The organism is Meiothermus ruber DSM 1279, assembly GCF_000024425.1.
Taxonomy (GTDB): Bacteria; Deinococcota; Deinococci; order Deinococcales; family Thermaceae; genus Meiothermus; species Meiothermus ruber.
This window is the reverse complement of sequence record NC_013946.1, coordinates 1,246,106-1,264,525: the sequence shown is the minus strand read 5'-3', so window position 1 is coordinate 1,264,525 and position 18,420 is coordinate 1,246,106. Positions and strand designations below refer to the sequence as shown.

Here is an 18,420-nt window from a genome sequence, read left to right as displayed (position 1 = left end):
GGCTAGAGGGAGGGGAAGGTGTCTTTGCCGCTATCGGGGTTGTAGCTCTGGAGTTCCTCCTGAAGCGCTTGCAGGGCCGCTTTTTCTCGCTCGAACATCGCCAGGTCTTTCTCCATCCAGGAGTCGCGGCTCTGGAGCAGGCCCTCGCGGCTTTCCAGGGCTTCCTGCACCTTGCTCAGGTACGCCTGCAGGCGCTCCCGCTCCCGCCGCAAGGCCCTATCCTTTTTCACCACCTGGCCCTCCACCTCCTTAAAGGCGAAGAAGTCTTGGGCAAAAGCCTCAAAGGCTTCCCCGGGCGTGCTGCCCAGGGCGATGCGTCGTCCGCCCACCTCGCGGGTGTCCTCGTAGCTGTACTCCCCTTTGTCCTCGCGGATGATGCCCAGCAGGCGGGCCCGGGTCCATATCCGGGCGGCCTCCCCTGGGTCGGGCAGGGGGAAGAGATCCTCGAGGCCCTCCTCCCAGGAGCGGTGAAGGTGGAAGCTACGGTCTTTGGAAAGGGCCTGGTACTTCTCCCGGTAGGCCTCAACGCCCCGCAGGGCGAAGGCTGGAATGGAGGCCTCGATGCGGTAAAGCAGCACCCGCCGCCCGTCCCCGGTGGACACCTTCTGGAGCTTGCTCCGCTCGTGGATGTTGCCTGCCAGGATATTCAGGATATCCTCGGAGACCTCGAGGGGATCGTGGGTGCCGTCCTTCTCCCCCACCCCCAGGATGGAAACCATCTCCCGGTAGCCCAGGTTGGGGTTGGAAACCCAGGCGTCCTGGTAGTCCCAGGCGGGGGCTGCCAGGTGATCCAGCTCGCGGAAAGCCCGCTTGATCGACTCCTTCAGGGTCTCGTCCCCATTTTGCAGCGCCCCGCGCAGCCAGTCCGAGAGGCCGACCTCCTCCAGCCTCAGCGACTGCAAAACCTCCTCGGTGTTTTCCAGCAGGGCCCGGAGGCCTTTCTGCCTCAGGGAACTAAGCTCCACCCGCCCCTCCTGGACGGCCTGGGCCTCCTGGGCCAGGTAGGGCGGGGGCAGGGTGAGGGTGAAGGGGGCGCGATCCCAGTTCAGGGCGGGGGCGGAGGCGGCGGAAGGAGCGGCCTGCGTGTGGTTGCTCAGGCGCAGGCGCAGCGTTTTGATGCGCTCGAGGGTTGCTTCCAACTGCCGCAGGAGTTCCTGGGCCAGCTCCGCGCGGGCCTGGTCAACGCCCAGATCCCAGGCCAGATTCAGCGTATCGCTGACGCGGGCGCTGGTAAGAAGGGGCACGGGTGGGGACGGGTTCCAGAGCTGGCGGAATCCCTTGGGTTGGGACGCGCCAAACCGCTTCTTTAGCGAATCCAGGCTTTCCTGAAGGTTTTGCTCGCTTTCCTCCGCTCTGGCCCTGAGGTCATCTTTGCTTTTGTTCAGCTCCTCCCTCAGTCGCTCCATCCCCCGAACCAGGCTTCCTAGGGGGTAGTCGAGGAAGGCCTTTTCCAGGTGGGGCCAGGGGTCGAGGCGGACTTCTTCCCAGGCCCTCCGGGCGGTCTCCCTGGCGCGGTTCTTGAGGAGGTTGAGGGCCGCCTCGAGCTCTGCTATAACCTGCGCGTTGTCCTCCGGGCTCGAGGCGCCCCGCACCCTGGGAAGATCCTCCGGCTCCGGGGAGCTCTGCCCCAGGGCCTCCTCGATGGCCTGTCGGAGTCCGGCGGGCTCCCAGGGGGGGTTCTCGGCCAGGAGCTCCTGGATGGCCCTGGCCGTGGCCTGCTTTCGCGCCTCCCCCAGCACCTTCTCGAGCTCAAAGCGCAGCTCCGCCGCCCCAAAGCTGGCGTAGTGGGCGGTCTTGCCGTAGTAGCGCCCCTTCTGCTCGTTGAGCTGGTGGGCGATGTTGTCGAACACATCGGCCTGCTCCTTGCCCATGGGGCCCGCCTGGAGGAAAAGCCCGAGACCCAGCAGCTCGGTCAGGTCGTCCACCTCGTTGAAGGTTTTCCCGGCGCGGTTCTGCCGGTTGACCAGAAAAACCATATCGAAGGGCTTTTTTTCCACCTGAATGCGCCGCCCACCCAAGGTGTAGCTCAGGTTCTCCTTGAAGTTCATGAAGTGATCCAGCTCCTTCAGGGCCCCGTAGGCGTTGGCCTCCACGTTCTGGGTGCCCGGGCGGTTGGTGTAGATATCGGGCAGGAGGAAGTAGCCGAAGAGCTGGTCCTCGTCCTTCATGAGCTGGCGCAGGAGGAAGGCCACGTCCAGGAAGGTACCGGAGCCCGTGCCCCCCGCCAGGGAGCCCACCACCGCCACCGTGAGGTGGGGGGTGTAGGGCTCGTAGATGTAGCGGCGCTCCCCGCTGGGGCGCTCGTCCTTGTAGTCGCGGGCCAGGGCCAGCAGGTCGCGCAGGTTCTCGTAAACCAGGCTGGCGTTGGCGAAGAGGGCCAGGCGGCCCAGGGCCCGGATCTGCCCGGCCCCGGCCAGGATGTTGGCCTTGAGGTCGGCCTTGGGCGGGAACCACTCGCGGATCTCGTCGTGCACCTTGGGCAGGAGACTCGCCCCCCGGGCCTCGATGTGGAGGATCTCGCTGGCCTGCAGGCGGGCCTTCTTGCCATCGGCGGTGAGCAGGTGATCGTTGTTGGCGGCAGTGGTGTCGATGAGCAGAAACTTGACCAGAGGGGGCTCCTCGCCAAACGCCTCGAGCAGCTTCTTCTTGGCGTGGAGAAGGGCCCACTTGCCCGTGCCGCCCAGGCCGATAAGGACCGTTCGTTTAAGCTTTTTCGTTTCCATAAGACTCCCCTCTTAAGGGGTAAACGGTAAGGCTTGCAATCTCTTGGTTAGGATTGTCCCCGTAGAAGTAAACGGGTGTGCCGTACGAGAACGTTTCGCCGTTTTCCAAGGGCAACGGTCTCCGTCCCCCCAGCAGGCTCTTTGCGCTCAGGTGGGGAGGGAGGGTCAGGCCCACCTCACCGCCCTGGGGATAGATCTGCACGCCCTGGAGGTTCCTGTCCAACCGCCCCAGGTCCACCCGCCTCTTCAGCCTCAAGCGTTCTTGCGGACAGTCGGGAGGAGGACCGACGTATTGGGCTTCGCCCCAGGGCCTTTGGGCAGCCAACCAACGAGAACGGAGATAGAGGAGGAGCAAAAGAAGGGGGAGCAAAAGCCACCAGTAGTCCAGAAGCCTCTCCCACAGGGTCTTGGGCTGGGTCACAGGGGGCATGGGGGGGAGGGGGCCGAGCTGGCTGCCGGAGGGGGCCTGGGCCTGGAAGCTGGGCTGCACGCTCTGCCCGGGGGTCAGGCCCTGGTTGGTGAGGCGCACCTCGAGCCTTTCCCCCGGCTTCAGCCCCACAGGGCCCTCCTGCCCGTTCAGGGTGGCCTCGAGACCCTGGGGAACCTCGATGTTCAGGGAGAGGGGCTCCCGGGCCCAGGCGTTGCCCTCCAGCCGGTACTGGAGGGTGGCGCTCTCCCCAGGGCGCAGCTCCAGCCGCTCGGGGGGGTTCTCGGGGGTCAGGGTGTAGGCAGCAGGGGGGTGGTAGGCGAAGCGCAGCGGGATGGCCTCCGGGCGCACCAGGGTGCCCTCGGCGGCCTCGAGGCAGAGCCAGGCCGTGTACTCCCCTTCCCGGAGGCCCTGGCCCCGCAGGCGGAAGGTCAGGGTGCGGTTGCCCGCCTCCAGGCGGTTGGGGGACACTTCCAGGAAGGCCCCCTGCTTCTGCAGGCTCGCATCGTCCACCACCAGGCGCAGAGGCCGGGGCCGTCCCTGGGCCTCGAGGGCCACCTCCACCCGGGCCTCGGGGGTTTGCAGCAGGTTACCAAGCTGGAGCACCGCCGGCTTGAAGGTGTAGGCCCCCAGGGTGGGCACCTCCCCCACCCCCGCCTCCTGGATGCGGGTACGAGGTAGGCTGCCCAAACCCTGCCGTACCTCTTCGGGGACGGAAACCCCCAGGGCGATGTAGTACACCCAGTCGTAGGGCCCTTGCTGGAGCCGAAGGGTTCGCACCACGTCGGCCATGCGGTAAGGCCCCTGGCGGTCGTTGTCAATGCCGTCGGTAAAGATGTAGTAGATGGTGGCCACCCCTTCTCTGGAGGAGGTGGAGCGCAAAACGCTCATCAGGGTGCGATAGATCCAGGTATTCTGTCCGTTGGCCTTCAGGTTCTGTACATAGGCCACCGCCTGACCCAGCTCATCGGGCAGGCGGAAGCGGCGCTCCCCCTGGGGCCCCTGGTGGAAGGGCACAAACACCACCTCCGAGGCGGGCAGGGTTCTCAGAAAACGCACCAGCTCGGCCTGCACCTTGGGAAAAATAACCGCCTTCCCGTCCCCCAGGCCCATCATGGAGCCAGAGGTATCTACCAGAAACACAAAGCGGTACCGCTCGATGGGTGGGGGCGCGCCCTGGGGCTGTTGCGCGGGGATGCAAGCAGCCCAGGCCACCGCCAGCAGCAGCGGCAATACAAACCCCGTGTAACGCTTTCTCATACTGCTAAAGATTAGCAGCTTGTCAAACCGCCCTAGGGTATTTTGCACAATCGAGGGCAGCTTCTTTACAGTCGCTGGACATAACTGCCGGTGCTCGAGCCCCCCAGTGCTCACCTCAGGCACTCACAAGAGCCTGCGTTTGCATATTTTCTCCTTGCTCCTGCTACACGTGCTGCATACAATGGTTGTATTGATGACATTGTTTCCTGTGACGTAAATAGCCACGACCTTGAAGGATAGAACCATGACCAAACTGCCACTAACCCGCGATGCCATCCTCACCGAACTACGCAGGCTCAAACCAGAGCTTGCCCGCCGCTACGGGGTGAACCGCCTCGCGCTGTTTGGTTCTTTCGCTCAGGGTGAGGCGCAGCCTGGCAGCGATATTGATGTTGTTGTCGAGTTAAGCGAACCAGATCTCTTTGCGCTGGTGCATATCAAGGAGGAGCTGGAGTCCGGGTTCCGGCGTCCTGTTGATGTAATTCCCTACTCCGCCTTCATGAACGGCTTCCTAAAAGCACGCATCGAGCGCGGGGCCATTTATGTCTGACCGTGAGTTGATCCGGGAGGTTATCTTACAGATTCTGACGGCCATTGGCCGCATCGAGCGCCGGGCAGCGGGCATCTCCCAGGCTAGCGACTTCGTGTCGAGCGATGCGGGATACGACATGCTCGACGCCATCGGTATGATGCTCATCGCTATCGGCGAGAGCTGTAAGAACTTGGACAAAATCACTGGGGGCGAGCTACTGGCTCAGTACCCCGATGTGGACTGGAAGGGGGTCAAGGGAATGCGCGACGTTATCAGTCACCACTATTTCGACATAAACCCCGAGATTGTTTTTGCCGTTTGTCGCAAGCAGATTCCGGTGCTCAAGAGAACCTTTGAGGCAATGCTGGCGGACTTGGGGTCAACTACCCCCACCAACCGGTAGACTTGCCCGTGCCCGGACGTCCCCAGACCAGCACCGGCACGCCCCAGTAGCCCTTGGGCGTCGGAGTCGCCAGGGCCAACAGCAGCTCGGTTGCCCCTTCTGGATGAACCGACATGGGGCCATGATAGCCGGTTTTTTTACAATTCCAGGGTAATTTGCACAACCCAGGCCAGCTTCTTTACATTTGCTGGACAGTGTCGGCTTCCCTCGAGCCCCCCTACCCCCCGCTGCCAAGCGACAGCCGATCCCAGGCTTCCAGCACCAGCCGCATGGTGCGGTACTCGCCGTAGGTTTTCATTTCCTTGTCCCGGAGCACCCGGAAGGTCTCGCTGGGGAAGTGCAGCCCCTTCACGCTCTGGGGCTCGAGGATGTAGCACAGCTCCTCGCGGGAAAGGCCGTAGAGCCTGGCGTAGTAGGCATCCAGCTCGGCCCGCAGCCGGGCGCGGCGCTCTTCGTCCCAGCGGAAGGGCGGGAAGGGGTAGGCGCCTTCGACCCACCCGGGCGGGTTATCGGGATGGCCGCCGTTGGCCTCCCACTGCGCGCGCAACAGCCCCCGTAGCTCCGGCCCCGACTCCTCCCAAACGTCCTGCGCAAAGGGGGCCAGATCCCAGGCGGTGTAGGTAAGCTCGAGGACGCGGGGGACGATGAAGTGAAGGTCTTGGGGGTGGTAGGCGGATGGGGGTAGAACCGGAAGCTGTTTGACCAGAAAGAAATTCATGTGAGTTCCAGCAATCTTCTGACGAGTGGGGAAGTCGAATACTGGACTATCAAGATTTCCCAACAAAGCAGCAACCTTATGTGCAGAGGCTTCGGGGAATGCAAGTGGGCAGTTGTTCCCCACCCCCACCCTCGGCATCAGCGAGAAAATCGCCGTGCGCTCATTGGTCGCGTTGGTAACGTCCCGAAAGCCCAGCAGCCACCCCCGCTTCCACTCCCACACCACATTCCCATCCCGGTTTCGCTGCACCAGGCGCTCCTCCACCTCTGCTGCGGGCACCCAGTAGCGCGGCAGGGGCAGGGCCTCGGGGCTGGCGTGCTCGGCGGGGGTCATGTCGCGGGTGTCGGCCCCGTCGTAGGTGGCAAAGCGGTGGTCGAAGTGCCAGATGAGCTTGGCCTCGTAGAGGGGCAGGTAGGTTTCTTCTCCCCGCACAAAGCGGTTGCCCTGCAGCACGAAACCCTCGCGCTCGAGCTCCCCCCGCCCTTTGAAGAGGCTCGAGTCGTTGGACATATGAAACATCGCCAGAAACTTGATGCCCCAGGGGTTCTCCTCCGGTTCTTCCCTCCACAGCACCGGCACCCGCTGGTAAATCTTTTTGGTCAGCTCGGCGTCGGCGCGGGTGCGGAAGACCGGGCAGGTGCGGGTGTTGGGGTTCAGCAGGGCGAAGTCTTCCGGGGTGAGGCTGAAGACCCGCTCGGGGTCGCCAAGGTGGGCCACGTTGGTGGCGAAGAAGCTGAGCCTGGCGGGCTCGCCGGTGCGGGACGCCCGGCCCCGCATTGCCAGGACGCTGAACTTGTACGAGCGGTGCACACCGGGGAAAATGCCTTCCCGGTTCTCGAAGTCCAGCAGCGCGGCCAGCTGCCCCTGCGCCACCAAGTCGGCGAAGAAGTCCTTGTTGGAGTCGTCGGTGGCGATGCCGGTGGGCACAATCAGGCCCGCGCGGCCCTGCTGGCCCATCAGCGCGCGGCCCAGCTCGGCGAAAACCTGGTAGGTGTTGACGTCACCCCCGCCCGTGAGGGGGTAGCGCCCGGAGGTGCGCAGGAAGTTGCTAACGTTTTCGGCGGCGTTCAGGGCTTCCTGAAAGGCTGCGTAGAGCGAGGGATCGCTCTTCTGTAGCCCTTCGATGAGCCGCTTGCGCTTGGCGGCGTTCTCGGCCTGGGCGATTTCCTCGTGGCGGCCCGCAAAAAACTCCTTCTCCTGGAGCTTGACCCGCTCCCACGGCGGGTTCCCCAGCACCACATCGAAGCCGCCCCCGGGCTTTAGCTGGCCGGTCTCGGGGTCGAAGAAGACCTCGGCGAACTCGAGCCACCAGTGGAAGAAGCGGTACTTGCTCCTGGCCTCGTCCACAGGCCCGGCCAGCCCGCTTTTCCGGCGCTGCTCCTCGACCCCCAGGCGGCTGAACTGCCCCTCGGCCAGGGCGGTGAGGCCGTCCATGTCCGGCACTTTCTGCCCGGCCGCTGGGCGGGCGAACCAGGCTGCGGTCCAGTAGTCGGCCAGAAACTCGTACCTGCGCACGGTCTCGCTCTCGCGCCACGCCCGGTAGGCCTGGGCCTTGGAGCGCACCTGCTCGAGGGCGTCCTCCGGGGTGTCGAGGGGCGGAACCTTGAGGGGCTCCTTGAAGAGCGGGGGGTGGCTTTGATTGCGCCAGGCCTCGAGCTTCTTCTTGCCCAGGGTTCTGGAGAGGGCCCTTGCAGCCTCCGGCAGGTCGGCGCGCTTGTGGGCCTCGCTGGGGATGCCCAGCTCGTAGAAGTTGGGGGGCGCGCCCAAAAGCGAGTTGCCCACCTTGATGTGGTGATCCAGGAAGCCCAGCGGCTTGCCGGGCTCGGCCATCTCCATCCAGAGGGCCACCTTGCACAGCTCGGCGGACATCTCGTTGACGTCCACCCCATACAGGCAGTGGCGGATCACGTCGCGCAGGGCGCTGCGCTGGGCCTCGGGGCTGGGCTCGTCCTCGCCAGAACGAATCCTAGCCAGGGCGCGGGCCATGCGGTGGGCGGCGGCGATCAGGAAGTGGCCCGAGCCCACCGCAGGATCCACCACCCTGAGCGAGAGCAGGGCCCGCTCGGGGTCGGGTGTCTTCAGGGCCTCCGCCAGGCGGGGCTCCAGGGCCTCGTCCAGCACCACCTGCACCAGGGCGTCGGGGGTGTAGTAGCTGCCGGTGGTCTTGCGCTCGTTGCCGGAGCGGTTTTGCAGGGCGAAGTGGGCCGCGGCCACGTCCACCTCCGGCACCAGCTCCAGCAGTTGCTCGTAGACGCTGCCCAGCTCCTCGGCCCCCAGGTTCTTGTAGTCCACCGGGCGCAGCACCGCGTCGTCCTGGGTGAAGGCCAGCGAGCGGATGGCCTCGAGGAAGCTCTGGTTGGCAAGCTCGGCCTGTGAGAGGTGGGGGGTGGCCGCCGGGTCGAAGAGCAGGGAGTTGAGCGGCTTGAGCGCGAGTTGGGGCGCGCCCCCCTCGGCCAGCCAGCCCGCCACCCGCTTGTGCAGGTGGTAGAGGTCGGGGTGGCGGGTGCCCCGAACCCGCTGGGCGATCTGGCGCAGGCGGGCGGTGGAGTAGTGCTCGAGGTAGGTGCGGCGGGCCTCCGGGGGGGCCTCGGGGTCGAGCAGCACCTCGCGGTCTTCGGCCACAAACAGGAACAATAGCCGGTAGACCAGGCGCAGAAGCTCGCGGTAGTAGCCCTGCGGGGTGAGGCGGCCCTCCCGCAGGGCCTCCCTGAGCGCGGCGTTGGCGGGGTGGGCCAGGAAGCCCTCGCCCAGGTGCAGCAGGGCCGCGCGCACCCCCTCGCGCAGGCGCTCCAGGGCCCGCTTGCCCTGCTCGGCCCCCTGCTGCTGCCAGCGCTCGAGCCAGCACTCCGAAGGCGGTTTTCCCTCGCTATAGACCCGCGACTCGTGGGCCAGCAGCCACAACAGGGCGAAGTCGGGGTAGGCCTCGGCCTCGAAGATGGCCTCGAGATCGAACTCCACGTAGGCCTGCCGGGTGAGGGCGGCGTTGTCGCGCAGCAGGCGCAGCTTGAGGCCGTTGGAGACGAAGCCCCACAGGGCCTCGGAGCGGTTGAGGTACTCCTGCACCAGCCCGTGGGGGCTCTGGCGGGCGGCCCCCACCGCGCCGGGGGTGCGCCGGTCGAGGTCCACGCCCACGCCCACCAGGTGGATGGGCACCCCGTTCCACAGGTGGGAGATGGGGTAGGGCTTCCCCGCCACCTCGAGGCCCCGCGCCAGGGGCAGGCGGCCATAGCCCAGCTCGGCAAACAGCGGCAGCAGCAGCTTCTCGCGGGTCAGGCTGGTGGCGGCCTCACCCGCGGGCAGGCCCGTCCCGGCGGCCCGGAAGCTGGCCCACACCGCCAGCATCCGGCCCCAACTGCGGCTGATGGCCTCGGGGATGCGCTCGCCCACCAGGTGGTAGTCGTCGGCCTCGAGGCCCCCCAGCCCCCTGTCCAGGGCTGCCACCCGCTGCAACAGCTCGGAGGGCAGCAGGCCGCCGACGGTTTTGACGTGGGTAGAAACGGCGTTCTTCATACGTTGTTCAGGTGTTCTGTGGGGGCTTGATTCCGGAGTGCTAACATAAACATATGAGGCTGTCTGAGCGCATTACCTTCAACCCGCTGGTCATGGGCGGGCGGCCCTGCATTCGGGGAACGCGCATCACCGTGGGCACCATCCTCAACCAGCTCCGCTTCCAGACCCCGGCAGAGATTCTGCGCGACTACCCCGAGCTCGAGTCAGAGGATATCGACGCCGCGCTGGAGTACGCGGTTTTTCTGGCCGAGGAGCGCGAGGTTGCGGTTTGAAGATTCTACTGGACATGAACCTCACCCCTCGCTGGGTGGGTTTTTTGCGTGAACGGGGCCACCAGGCCGTGCGATGGTCGGAAGTGGGGCTAGCTAGCGCAGACGACCTCGAGGTGTTGCGCTTCGCTGCCGCCCAAGGGTACTTGCTCTTAACCCACGACCTCGACTTTGGCGACCTGCTGGCGTATAGCCGTAAGGCGAGCCCAAGCGTGGTGATTCTGCGGGAAGTGGACTTGCGGCCCGAGGCTAGCGGAGAGCGCCTGCTGCAAGTGCTGGCGGCTGCAGCAGAGGCGCTCAAGGCTGGGGCCATCGTAGTGGTGGACTCCCGTCGGGTTCGCGTGCGCCCATTGCCTTTGGGATAGCGAAGGTAGGGCACGGCTCACCTCGGGACATAGACGTACACACCCACCACGTCCACCGGAAGGATGGGCTCCACCTCGTAGCGCAGCTTGAGGTCGGCGGCCTGGCGCACGCTGCGGTGGGCCTCCTCGAAGCGCCTGGCCTGCTTCTGCGCCACCTCCTCGAGGTAGCCCTGCAACCGCCCCAGCTCCGGCAGCACCATGTCCGCGAACTCCTGGGCCTGCGGTAAAGAAAGATTCTCGGTGGGGCGGGCCTGCCACAAAGCCTCCACCTCCGCCCCGTCCAGCCACTCCGGCGCGTCGGGGAAGCCGCGGAAGGCCACAGCGTGCACCTCCTCGGCCAGTTGCTGCCAGCGCGTTCTGTCCTTGCGGGTGGAGGTGGTGGTGAGGTGGTAGCGCAGGCGCAGCAGCAGCAGGGTGGAGAGATCGCGCACCGCGTCGGTGGCGATCACCCCGGCCCGCCGGGCCTTGCTCTGGGAAAGCGGATCCAGCGCCCCCTCCAGCAGGAAGCTCGAGAGGGTCTCCACCAGCGGGTGGGTGCGGCTCAGGTACACCTCGCCCGGCTGCACCGGCAGCGAGAAGCGCCCTGTGAGGCTATCGCGGCCCAGCAGGTCACGCAGGGCGCGGGGCAGCCCCCCCAGGTCGAAGCGGTACAGGCCCTCGCCCAGGGCGTGCACCTGGCCCCCGTGCACCTCCAGCGCCTCCTGCACAAAGCGCTCCAGCTCCACCCCCGAGCCCACCGCCCGGCGGGTCTCGAAAAGCTGCCGGGCCACCTCCTCCGGCCTGATGGTGTGCTGGGCGAAGAGGGTGCGCGAGCGCTTCTCCCGCTCGGCGGCGTTGCGCCACTCTACCTCGAAGCCCCGCTCGTCGAAGGGCTCGAACAGACTCTGCATCTGGGCGCGGCGGGTGTCCCGGAGCAGCATGCTCTGCATCACGGCCTGGATGACCGCGTCGTTGTCCACCGGCACCGGCACCGAGACGCCCAGGGCGCTGCGGATGGCCTTATGCTTGCGCAACAGCACCTCGAGCACGATCCCGTCCACCGGGTTGTTGGCCCCAAAGTAGGTCAGGGTCTTGACCTGGCGGCGCGGCTGGCCGTAGCGATCCACCCGGCCCTCGCGCTGCTCGTGGCGGGTGGGGTTCCAGGAAAGGTCGTAGTGCAGCACCGCGCTGAAGTACTGCTGCAGGTTGATGCCCTCGGAGAGGCAGTCGGTCGCCACCAGCACCCGCACCGGCTGTTGGCCCAGCCGCTCCACGGCCTGCTCGCGCTCGGGCGGGCTCAAAAGGCCCGTCACCGCCTCCACCGCCACCCCCGCGCCCAAAGCCTGCCGCAGGTGCCCGGCCACGTACTCCGCGGTCTGGATGAAGCGGCAGAAGACGATGGGGTGGTGGCCCTCGGCCAGCAGATCCTTCACCAGCTCGATGGCCCTCTGCAGCTTGCGGTCCTTGGCCCCGGCCAGGGCCTCGGCCTCGCGGGCCAGCTCGCGCAGCCTGCGCTGCTCGGCGGCCTCGGCGCTCACCTCACCCCCCGGCGTGAGGTCGAACTCCTGGTCGTACTCCTCCTGGTCGAGCACCATCCGCCCGCCCAGCTCGTCCACCTCGGCCTCGGTCTCGGCATCGGCCACCGCGGCCCGGTTGCGCAGGGCCAGGGCGGCAGCGGCGGGGCTCGAGGCCACCGAGCGCAAGAGGGCCAGGGCCGCCCACCAGCGCACCCGCTGGTGCCGCTGGTCGCCCGTGGGGTCGCTGACCAGCTCGCGGGCGTAGGCCAGCACCTTGTCCAGCAGGCGGCCGTACTCGGGCGAAAGGTTGTAGTTGACCTCGGCCTCGAGGCGCTCGGGGAAGGGGGTGCCCTCGTTCAGGTAGCCCCGGATATCGGCCCGCTTGCGCTGAATCATGTGCCGGGCCAGCCGCCGCCGCCAGCCCTCGGCCTCCTCGCGGCTGAGGTCAGGGGGCATCTCGCGGAAGGCCGGGTCGAGCAGGGCCAGCAGCGAGCGGAAGGCCTCCTCGTGGCCGGAGTGGGGGGTGGCGGTCACCAGGATGAGGTGGCGCTCAGGGTGCTCGGCCAGGCGGGCCACCAAGGTGTGGCGCTGGTGCTGGCTGCCCCGGTTCACCCCGCCGTAGGCGCAGGTGTGGGCCTCGTCCACAATAACCAGTTCGGGCGCGGTGCGCAGGAACTCCTCGCGGCGGCGCTCGCTTTTGATGAAGTCCATCGAGACCACCGTGATGGGGTGGCGCTGGAAGAGGGTCTCCCCCACCCGCAGGCCGCGCTCGAGGCGGGCCGCCGTGGAAGAGAGCACCCGCTCGGCCTCGAGGTGGAACTTCTCGGAGAGCTCGGCCTGCCACTGCTCGGCCAGGTGCGGCGGACACAGCACACTCAAACTGCGAATCTCCCCCCGATCCCACAGCTCGCGCGCGATGAGCAGGGCTTCCACGGTCTTGCCAATGCCCACGTCATCGGCGATCAGCAGCCGCACCGGGTCTTGCTGCAACGCCAGCAGGAGCGGCACCAGCTGGTAGGGGCGCGGCTCCACCGCAATGCGGCCAAAGGAGCGGAAGGGCCCAGCCACGTTGCGCGAGGTCAGGCGCACCGCCTCCCGCAACAGGCGCCCCGAGCGGTAGTCGCTCAGGTCGTCCAGGGTGGGTGTCCCGAAGCTGGAGGGACTGACCTCTTCCAGTTCGGTGTGGATGCCAGCAATTTCCTCTTCGGTGCCGCCGATGGGCCGGGCGATGAGCAGGGGCGGCTGCGACTCGGGCAGCACCACCCACTCCCGCCCCCGCGCCTTGATGAGCGAGCCCGGGGTGTGGTTCGCCCCCCCATCGGGGTAGGTAAGGGATTTGTTCACGAAAGACCTCCAAAGATGTCCGGGCGCGCGCGCACCTTGGCCTCCCATTCCTCGTGCGCAGCGAAGCGCAGCACAGAATAACCCTTCAGGCGCAACAGGCGCTCCTGCTGCTGGTCGCGGGCGCGGCGCTCGGAGTAGAGGTGGTGGGGGCCGTCCACGTAGATCACCGCCCGCTGGCTGTCGTAGAGGAAGTCGACCCGGGTGGCGGCCTCCTCGATGAAGACCTGGGCCCGGCTGGGCAGGGCCAGGCGGCGGGCCTCGAGGAACTCCAGAAACTCACGCTCGAGGTTCGACTCGCACATCGCCAGCAGGCGCCGTAGGTGCTCGTCGCGGCGGGCTTCCACCGGGGAGGAGGCCACCTGGCTGCCGGCAAGCTCGAGCAGGAAGTCCCGGATGGCCTTGCGATCCAGGTAGCGGTGGATGCGCTGGTTGCTGTAGCTCATCAGGCAGTCGTAGCAGGCCGCCTCGCAGCTCTCGCTGGCGTGGGCCGCACGGCCTTGATCCACGCCATTTTCATCGAAGTGGCAGATTTCCAGGGCAATGCGGGCCACTCGAGGCAACGCCTTGGTGTCACTGACCAGCTGGCGCAGCACCCCCGCCCCTCCCTCGGCCGCCTCGTAGAACAAAAGCTCGCGCCGGTTATCCCCGTCGGGCAGAACCTCGGCGGCCAGTTCGCCATCCTCGAGCTGGTAGCCCACCTGGATGGCGGTCTTGAGGGCAGAGAGCAGCGAGTAAAACTGCACTTCATCGAGCGTGGGCCCCGGCCTCAGGAGCAGGGCGTTTTTGCGGTCTTCCACGTAGGGTATCACCTGCACGGTCTGGCGGCTGTTGGGGTTCTGCTCGTCGAGTTCCTCGGGGTCGTCCGGGCGCTTGATCCAGTACCCGCGCTCCGGGTCAAGCCAGAACCCCTCCTCCTTCTTGTTCTTGCGCTGCGCCCAGCCCAGGTTCATGCGCCAGATGCTGGCGGCCTGGGAAAAGGTGAGCTCGGCCAGGAGCCGGCCCTCCCGGTACACCTGGGCGCTTTGAAAAGCGGGCTGGCTCCCGTGGGGCGGGAAGGAGATGCCGGTGAGCACCTGGTAGCCCAGGCGCTGGCGCTCCTCCTCGTCGGAGTTAATGCGTTCCCGCCGGATGGTGGAGACGTTTTGCATGCGCAGCAGGTTGCTGCGGGGCGGTGGTAGCTCGGCCTTACAGCGCATGCAAAGATCCGGCCCCCCCGCCTGATTCACCGGATGCAGATAGCCGCAGTGCTCACACCGCTTCACCGCGCTGGTGCGAAGCTGCTGCTCGCTGCCAGGGGGCAGGATGACCCGGTTGATAACGTATTTTGAGCCCTCGTAGTAGAGGATCGAGAAAGGACCGAACTCGGTAATCGCCAGAAAACGCGGGCGCGAGAGGAATTCATTGCGGTCGCTCACACGACGCCGGGCCGGGATGAAGGCCGATAGCGGCAGGCGGGGGAAGCTGTAGCCGGGCAGGAAGCCTTCGCTGGCGAAGTAGCGGTAGGAGTAGAAGTCGGACTGGGCCAGCTCGCCGGTCTCGGTCAGCAGCTTGAGCTGCGACTCGGCCTCGGAGCGCAGGCGGCGGGCCTGATCTTTTTCAGCGGCGCTGCGGCTGGCGTCCAGGATGACCCGGCTCTGCACCTGAAACTGCTCACGGGCCGCTTTGTACAGGGTACGCCAGCGCTCGCAGGCCTCCTCGAAGCGGGCGTAGGCCTGCTCCATCACCCCCTCTACCCAGGCCGGGGTGTACCAGGGGGCCTGCTCGAGCTCGGGCATCAGGTCGGCCAGCACCCGCTTCGCCCGCTTCAACGCGTCTTGCACTGCAGCGGGGCGCTGGAGGTCATTCCGCACCGAAGGCCGCAGGGCCAGGGTGGGCTCGTCACCCTCCACCTCCAGGATATCCGCCAGCGAGCTTCCCAGGTCGGCCCCGGTGGCCGCCAGCCACACCGCCTGCAGGTGCGAGCGGATAAGCTCCTCGTTGGTCAGGTCGAGCCGCGGGGGCGAAACCGCGCCGGCCACCATCAGCCTGGGGCGGCGGAAGAAGTACTGGTCGTGGGAGTTGCCGCTGGCGGCGTAGGTGAAGACCAGCGCCGGGCTGCCGCTGCGCCCGGCCCGGCCCGAGCGCTGGGCGTAGTTGGCCGGGGTGGGCGGAACGTTGCGCATGTTCACGACGTTGAGGGTGGAGATGTCCACCCCCAGCTCCATGGTGGGCGAGCAGTACAGCACCGGCAACCGCCCGGCCCGGAAATCCTCCTCGCGCTGCTCGCGCTCCTTGGAGGGCACCTGGGCGGTGTGCTCCCGGGCCTCCAGGCCGCCCAGGTTTTGTGCGGTAAGTCGGTAAAACGCGCTAAAGAAGGCGTTGGCTTCGCGCTCGGCGTTCTCCCGCAGGCGCACCCGCAGGGGGTCGAGGCCGGGCCGGCTACCGTCGCCGGGCCGCCAGATGAAGGCCGCGGCCACCACCTGGTAGCCGTCCCCATCGGGATCCACCCGCTCGACCAGCCCGGCCACGACGAGGCGCTGCAGCAGCTCCTTGATGATGACCTCGCTGTCCGCGCTCTTCAGGGCAAACCCGGGAAAGGTGGTGCTGCGCCGCAGGTACTGGCCGAAGCCACCCCGTGGGGAGATGTACACCGCCTCGCGGCTGTCGCCAGGGCGGCTGGGGCGCGGGTAGGCCACGCGGGCGTACTCGAGCCGCTCGTTCTCCTCCAGGGCCCAGGGGGCTATCAGCCGGGCGCTGCTGGCCTGGCGCATGCGATCCTGGAAGTCGGGGTGGAGGTAATCGACCTTGATGGCCAGCTCGCGCCGCAGGTAGTCCAGCAGCACCCGGGCCACCTTCTGCCGCACCTCTGGCGCCGCGCGGAGGAGGAGTGGCGGGGTGGGCCCCCCGCCACTCCTCCTCCGCGCGGCACAGCTCGTCCAGCGACTCGTAGTCGATGCGCAGTAGGTCGACCTGCTCGAGGTTGGGCGCGGTGATGCGCCAGCCGCGCAGCAGATCGCGGTAGATGCGGTAGCCCAGCACATCGCGCAGGGCCCGGTCGGTGTCCTGCCGGGCGCCGAACTTGACCTCGGGGTTGCTGGCGTACTCGGCCAGCTCGAGCCCCAGCGCCTCGAAGACCTTCTGGGTGAGGTGGTCGTGGCGCAGCCCCTGGGGGCCGGCCGCTTCCACAGCGCGGTACAGCGCCCCCCGCAACAGCCCGGTCTGCACAAAGTCGTTGAAGTGGCCCGCCTGCAGCGAGGCGTCCTGGCGGTGGTCGGTGAAGGATAGGAGCTTCTGGGCTTCCCGGGGCAGCTCGGTCTTGCGCAGGTGCAGCACGGTGGACAGGGAGAGTACGGTGGTGGCCGTGGCCCGCCCTTCCGATCCCAGGGTGGCCAGCTTGCCGAAGTCCGAGGCCTGCCGCGCCCCGTAGGCCACCCCGCAGCAGGGGCAGAACTCGAAGGGGGCCTCGAGGTAGTGCAGAAGCTGCACATCCTCCCCGGGCGGCTGACCCGAGGCCAGCTCGCGGCCGTCCGGCGTCAGCCTGACCGGCCGGGGCAGCTTCTTGCGCTTATCCCGCTTGATTTCACGCTCGAGGGGCTCGAGCCAGTCCTCCGGTACGCGCTCCGTGATCTCTTCTTCGTCGGTAGGCCAGTCGCCGGGGTACAGGAACCCCGGTTCAGCCCCGGACTCCGAGTAACGGTCGCTGAGCCGGCGGGCCTCATAGTAAGAACCTTCCGAGCCCGTAATGCGCCAAACCGTGTAGAACTCCTGCCCGCACTCGCGGCAGAAGGCCAGGGGCAGCAAGACCTTTGAGCGATCCTCGGGCACGAACTTCTGGGCCTGCAGGGTGATGTAGCGCTCCTGCGGCGGGCCCAGCGAGGCGTAGACGGTATCACCGCGGCTGATGAACTGGTGCAGCCGAAAAGCGAAGGTTCGCAGGCCCGTCCCGGGGTTGGTCAGTCGGTATCCGGCCAGCAGATATGCCTCCAGTACCCGCTGGCACTGTTCCTGGGGCAGGCCAACCAGCTTTGCCAGCTGCGCGGCCAGGCCCTCCGGGCCGGTGATGGGCCGGGGAGTCCGACGCACCAGCACGCTTTCTTCCTCGCCAAGCCCCAGTTCCTGCTCAATCCAGCTCGCCAGGGGATCCTGCACGAAGGCCTCAAAGCCCTGCGCTGGCGGAGCCGCAGACTGCACCCGCTCGCGCAGGCGTGCGATCACGGTGGGGTCTGTGAAGTCATAGGGTTGGGTAATGCGCTGCAAGGTCTCGCCGATGACGTTTTCAGGCTTTACCGGAAGGCCAAAGATGCGCGTGGCCACATCGGCGATAGTGCCCTGGCGCTCCTTCCGCCCGCCGCTGCTGGCCATGGTGGCCGAGGTGCCGATACAGAGCAGATGATGGGCCTCGAGGCGCTCCCGCAGCCGGCGCACCAGCAGGGCCACGTCGGCCCCCTGGCGCCCGCGGTAGGTGTGGAGTTCGTCGAGCACCAGGAATTTGAGTCCCCTGGCCGCATGGATCAGGTTCTTGTCACGGGGCCGGGTAAGGATGAGGTCAAGCATGACGTAGTTGGTCAGCAGGATGTCCGGGGGCCGGGAGAGGATCTCCGCCCGCTCGGCCTCGCTTTCCTGCCCCGTGTAGCGCGCAAACCGCACCGGGCCTTTGCGGTCGGGGTAGCCCTCGTTGACGAACTTATCGAGCTCGTTCATCTGACTGTTGGCCAGGGCGTTCATGGGGTAGACCACGATGGCCTGGATGCCCTGGCCGTTGCCCCGCTGGAGCACGTGGTTGACGATGGGAATGAGGTAGGTCAGGCTCTTGCCGGAGCCCGTCCCCGTAGTGACCACGTAGTTTTCTCCGCGTGCTGCGGTGCGGATGGCCTCCTCCTGGTGACGGTGCAGCTTGAGCAGGGGCTGGTCGGGTCGATCCTTCAGGCGAAAGATGCGCAGGGTCTCGGGGTGCAGCAGCCCTTCCTCGACGAGGCGCTCGAGGGCCGCCCCCGGTGCGAAGGTGGGGTTTAGCTGCACCAGCGGGTCGGGCCAGAGGGCCCCTTCCTGCAGTCGGGCCTGCACATACGCCGCAATTCGATCGTCCCGGATGCGGACAAAGCTGGTTATAAATCTTCGATAATCGCCGATAAGGTTATTTCGCAAATCAAAGACGTTCAACCCAGTCCCCCTCATACAGCTCATTGCCGCAGCTCGAATAGCCGTCCGTGGGAATCGTGGCCTCAGGACGCATGGTCAGGGTAGCACTGCCCCTGGGGGCCGGTATAGAATCTCGCAGCCCTTCTGCATAGCCCTATCCATCACAGCGCATACCACCAGCACGCGATGAAGGGCTTCAGTCATCGGCATTCTGTCTCCCCCATTGGCAGGCCATGCCCGTGCCGGTTGCACGCA

11 protein-coding genes are annotated in these 18,420 nt (G+C 66.8%); 4 read left to right on the top strand and 7 right to left on the bottom strand.

Features of this window, described 5'->3' with window-relative positions:
• Positions 1-2 precede the first annotated feature (2 nt).
• Complete coding sequence (locus MRUB_RS06310; protein ID WP_013013524.1) at positions 3-2,723, bottom strand: tubulin-like doman-containing protein; 2,721 nt, start codon at positions 2,721-2,723, stop codon at positions 3-5.
• Positions 2,704-4,410 (bottom strand): vWA domain-containing protein, encoded by a 1,707-nt coding sequence (locus MRUB_RS06305; protein WP_015586528.1) that lies wholly within the window; start codon positions 4,408-4,410, stop codon positions 2,704-2,706. The genes MRUB_RS06310 and MRUB_RS06305 overlap by 20 nt, the downstream gene beginning before the upstream one ends.
• 244 nt (positions 4,411-4,654) lie before the next feature.
• On the opposite strand from MRUB_RS06305, the gene MRUB_RS06300 reads away from it, so the two are divergent.
• Positions 4,655-4,960: a nucleotidyltransferase family protein gene (locus MRUB_RS06300; RefSeq protein ID WP_013013522.1), complete on the top strand. Its 306-nt coding sequence runs from the start codon at positions 4,655-4,657 to the stop codon at positions 4,958-4,960.
• Complete coding sequence (locus MRUB_RS06295; protein ID WP_013013521.1) at positions 4,953-5,345, top strand: HepT-like ribonuclease domain-containing protein; 393 nt, start codon at positions 4,953-4,955, stop codon at positions 5,343-5,345. The genes MRUB_RS06300 and MRUB_RS06295 overlap by 8 nt, the downstream gene beginning before the upstream one ends.
• On the opposite strand, the gene MRUB_RS16205 is transcribed toward MRUB_RS06295, so the two are convergent.
• The gene (locus MRUB_RS16205; RefSeq protein ID WP_268766472.1) at positions 5,326-5,460 is read right to left on the bottom strand and encodes a hypothetical protein; all 135 of its coding nucleotides are present in this window, start codon (positions 5,458-5,460) and stop codon (positions 5,326-5,328) included. The genes MRUB_RS06295 and MRUB_RS16205 overlap by 20 nt on opposite strands.
• A 102-nt stretch (positions 5,461-5,562) precedes the next feature.
• Positions 5,563-9,573, bottom strand: a complete 4,011-nt coding sequence (locus MRUB_RS06290; protein WP_013013520.1) for an Eco57I restriction-modification methylase domain-containing protein — start codon at positions 9,571-9,573, stop codon at positions 5,563-5,565.
• Positions 9,574-9,626: 53 nt separating this feature from the next.
• Between MRUB_RS06290 and MRUB_RS06285 the strand changes: the two genes are divergently transcribed.
• The gene (locus MRUB_RS06285; protein WP_013013519.1) at positions 9,627-9,845 is read left to right on the top strand and encodes a DUF433 domain-containing protein; all 219 of its coding nucleotides are present in this window, start codon (positions 9,627-9,629) and stop codon (positions 9,843-9,845) included.
• Positions 9,842-10,207, top strand: coding sequence for a DUF5615 family PIN-like protein (locus tag MRUB_RS06280; RefSeq protein WP_013013518.1), 366 nt, complete (start codon positions 9,842-9,844; stop codon positions 10,205-10,207). Before MRUB_RS06285 ends, MRUB_RS06280 begins: the two co-directional genes overlap by 4 nt.
• Before the next feature lie 17 nt (positions 10,208-10,224).
• Here the strand turns inward: MRUB_RS06280 and MRUB_RS06275 are convergent, their stop codons facing one another.
• The 3 genes from MRUB_RS06275 to MRUB_RS16105 are packed head-to-tail and all read right to left on the bottom strand — an operon-like array spanning position 10,225 to position 18,186.
• On the bottom strand, positions 10,225-13,047 hold the full coding sequence (locus MRUB_RS06275; protein ID WP_013013517.1) for a helicase-related protein: 2,823 nt from the start codon (positions 13,045-13,047) through the stop codon (positions 10,225-10,227).
• On the bottom strand, positions 13,044-15,440 hold the full coding sequence (locus tag MRUB_RS15885) for a helicase-related protein (RefSeq protein ID WP_280109458.1): 2,397 nt from the start codon (positions 15,438-15,440) through the stop codon (positions 13,044-13,046). Before MRUB_RS15885 ends, MRUB_RS06275 begins: the two co-directional genes overlap by 4 nt.
• A 25-nt stretch (positions 15,441-15,465) precedes the next feature.
• The gene (locus tag MRUB_RS16105; RefSeq protein ID WP_162467475.1) at positions 15,466-18,186 is read right to left on the bottom strand and encodes a DEAD/DEAH box helicase; all 2,721 of its coding nucleotides are present in this window, start codon (positions 18,184-18,186) and stop codon (positions 15,466-15,468) included.
• Between the last annotated feature and the right edge of the window lie 234 nt (positions 18,187-18,420).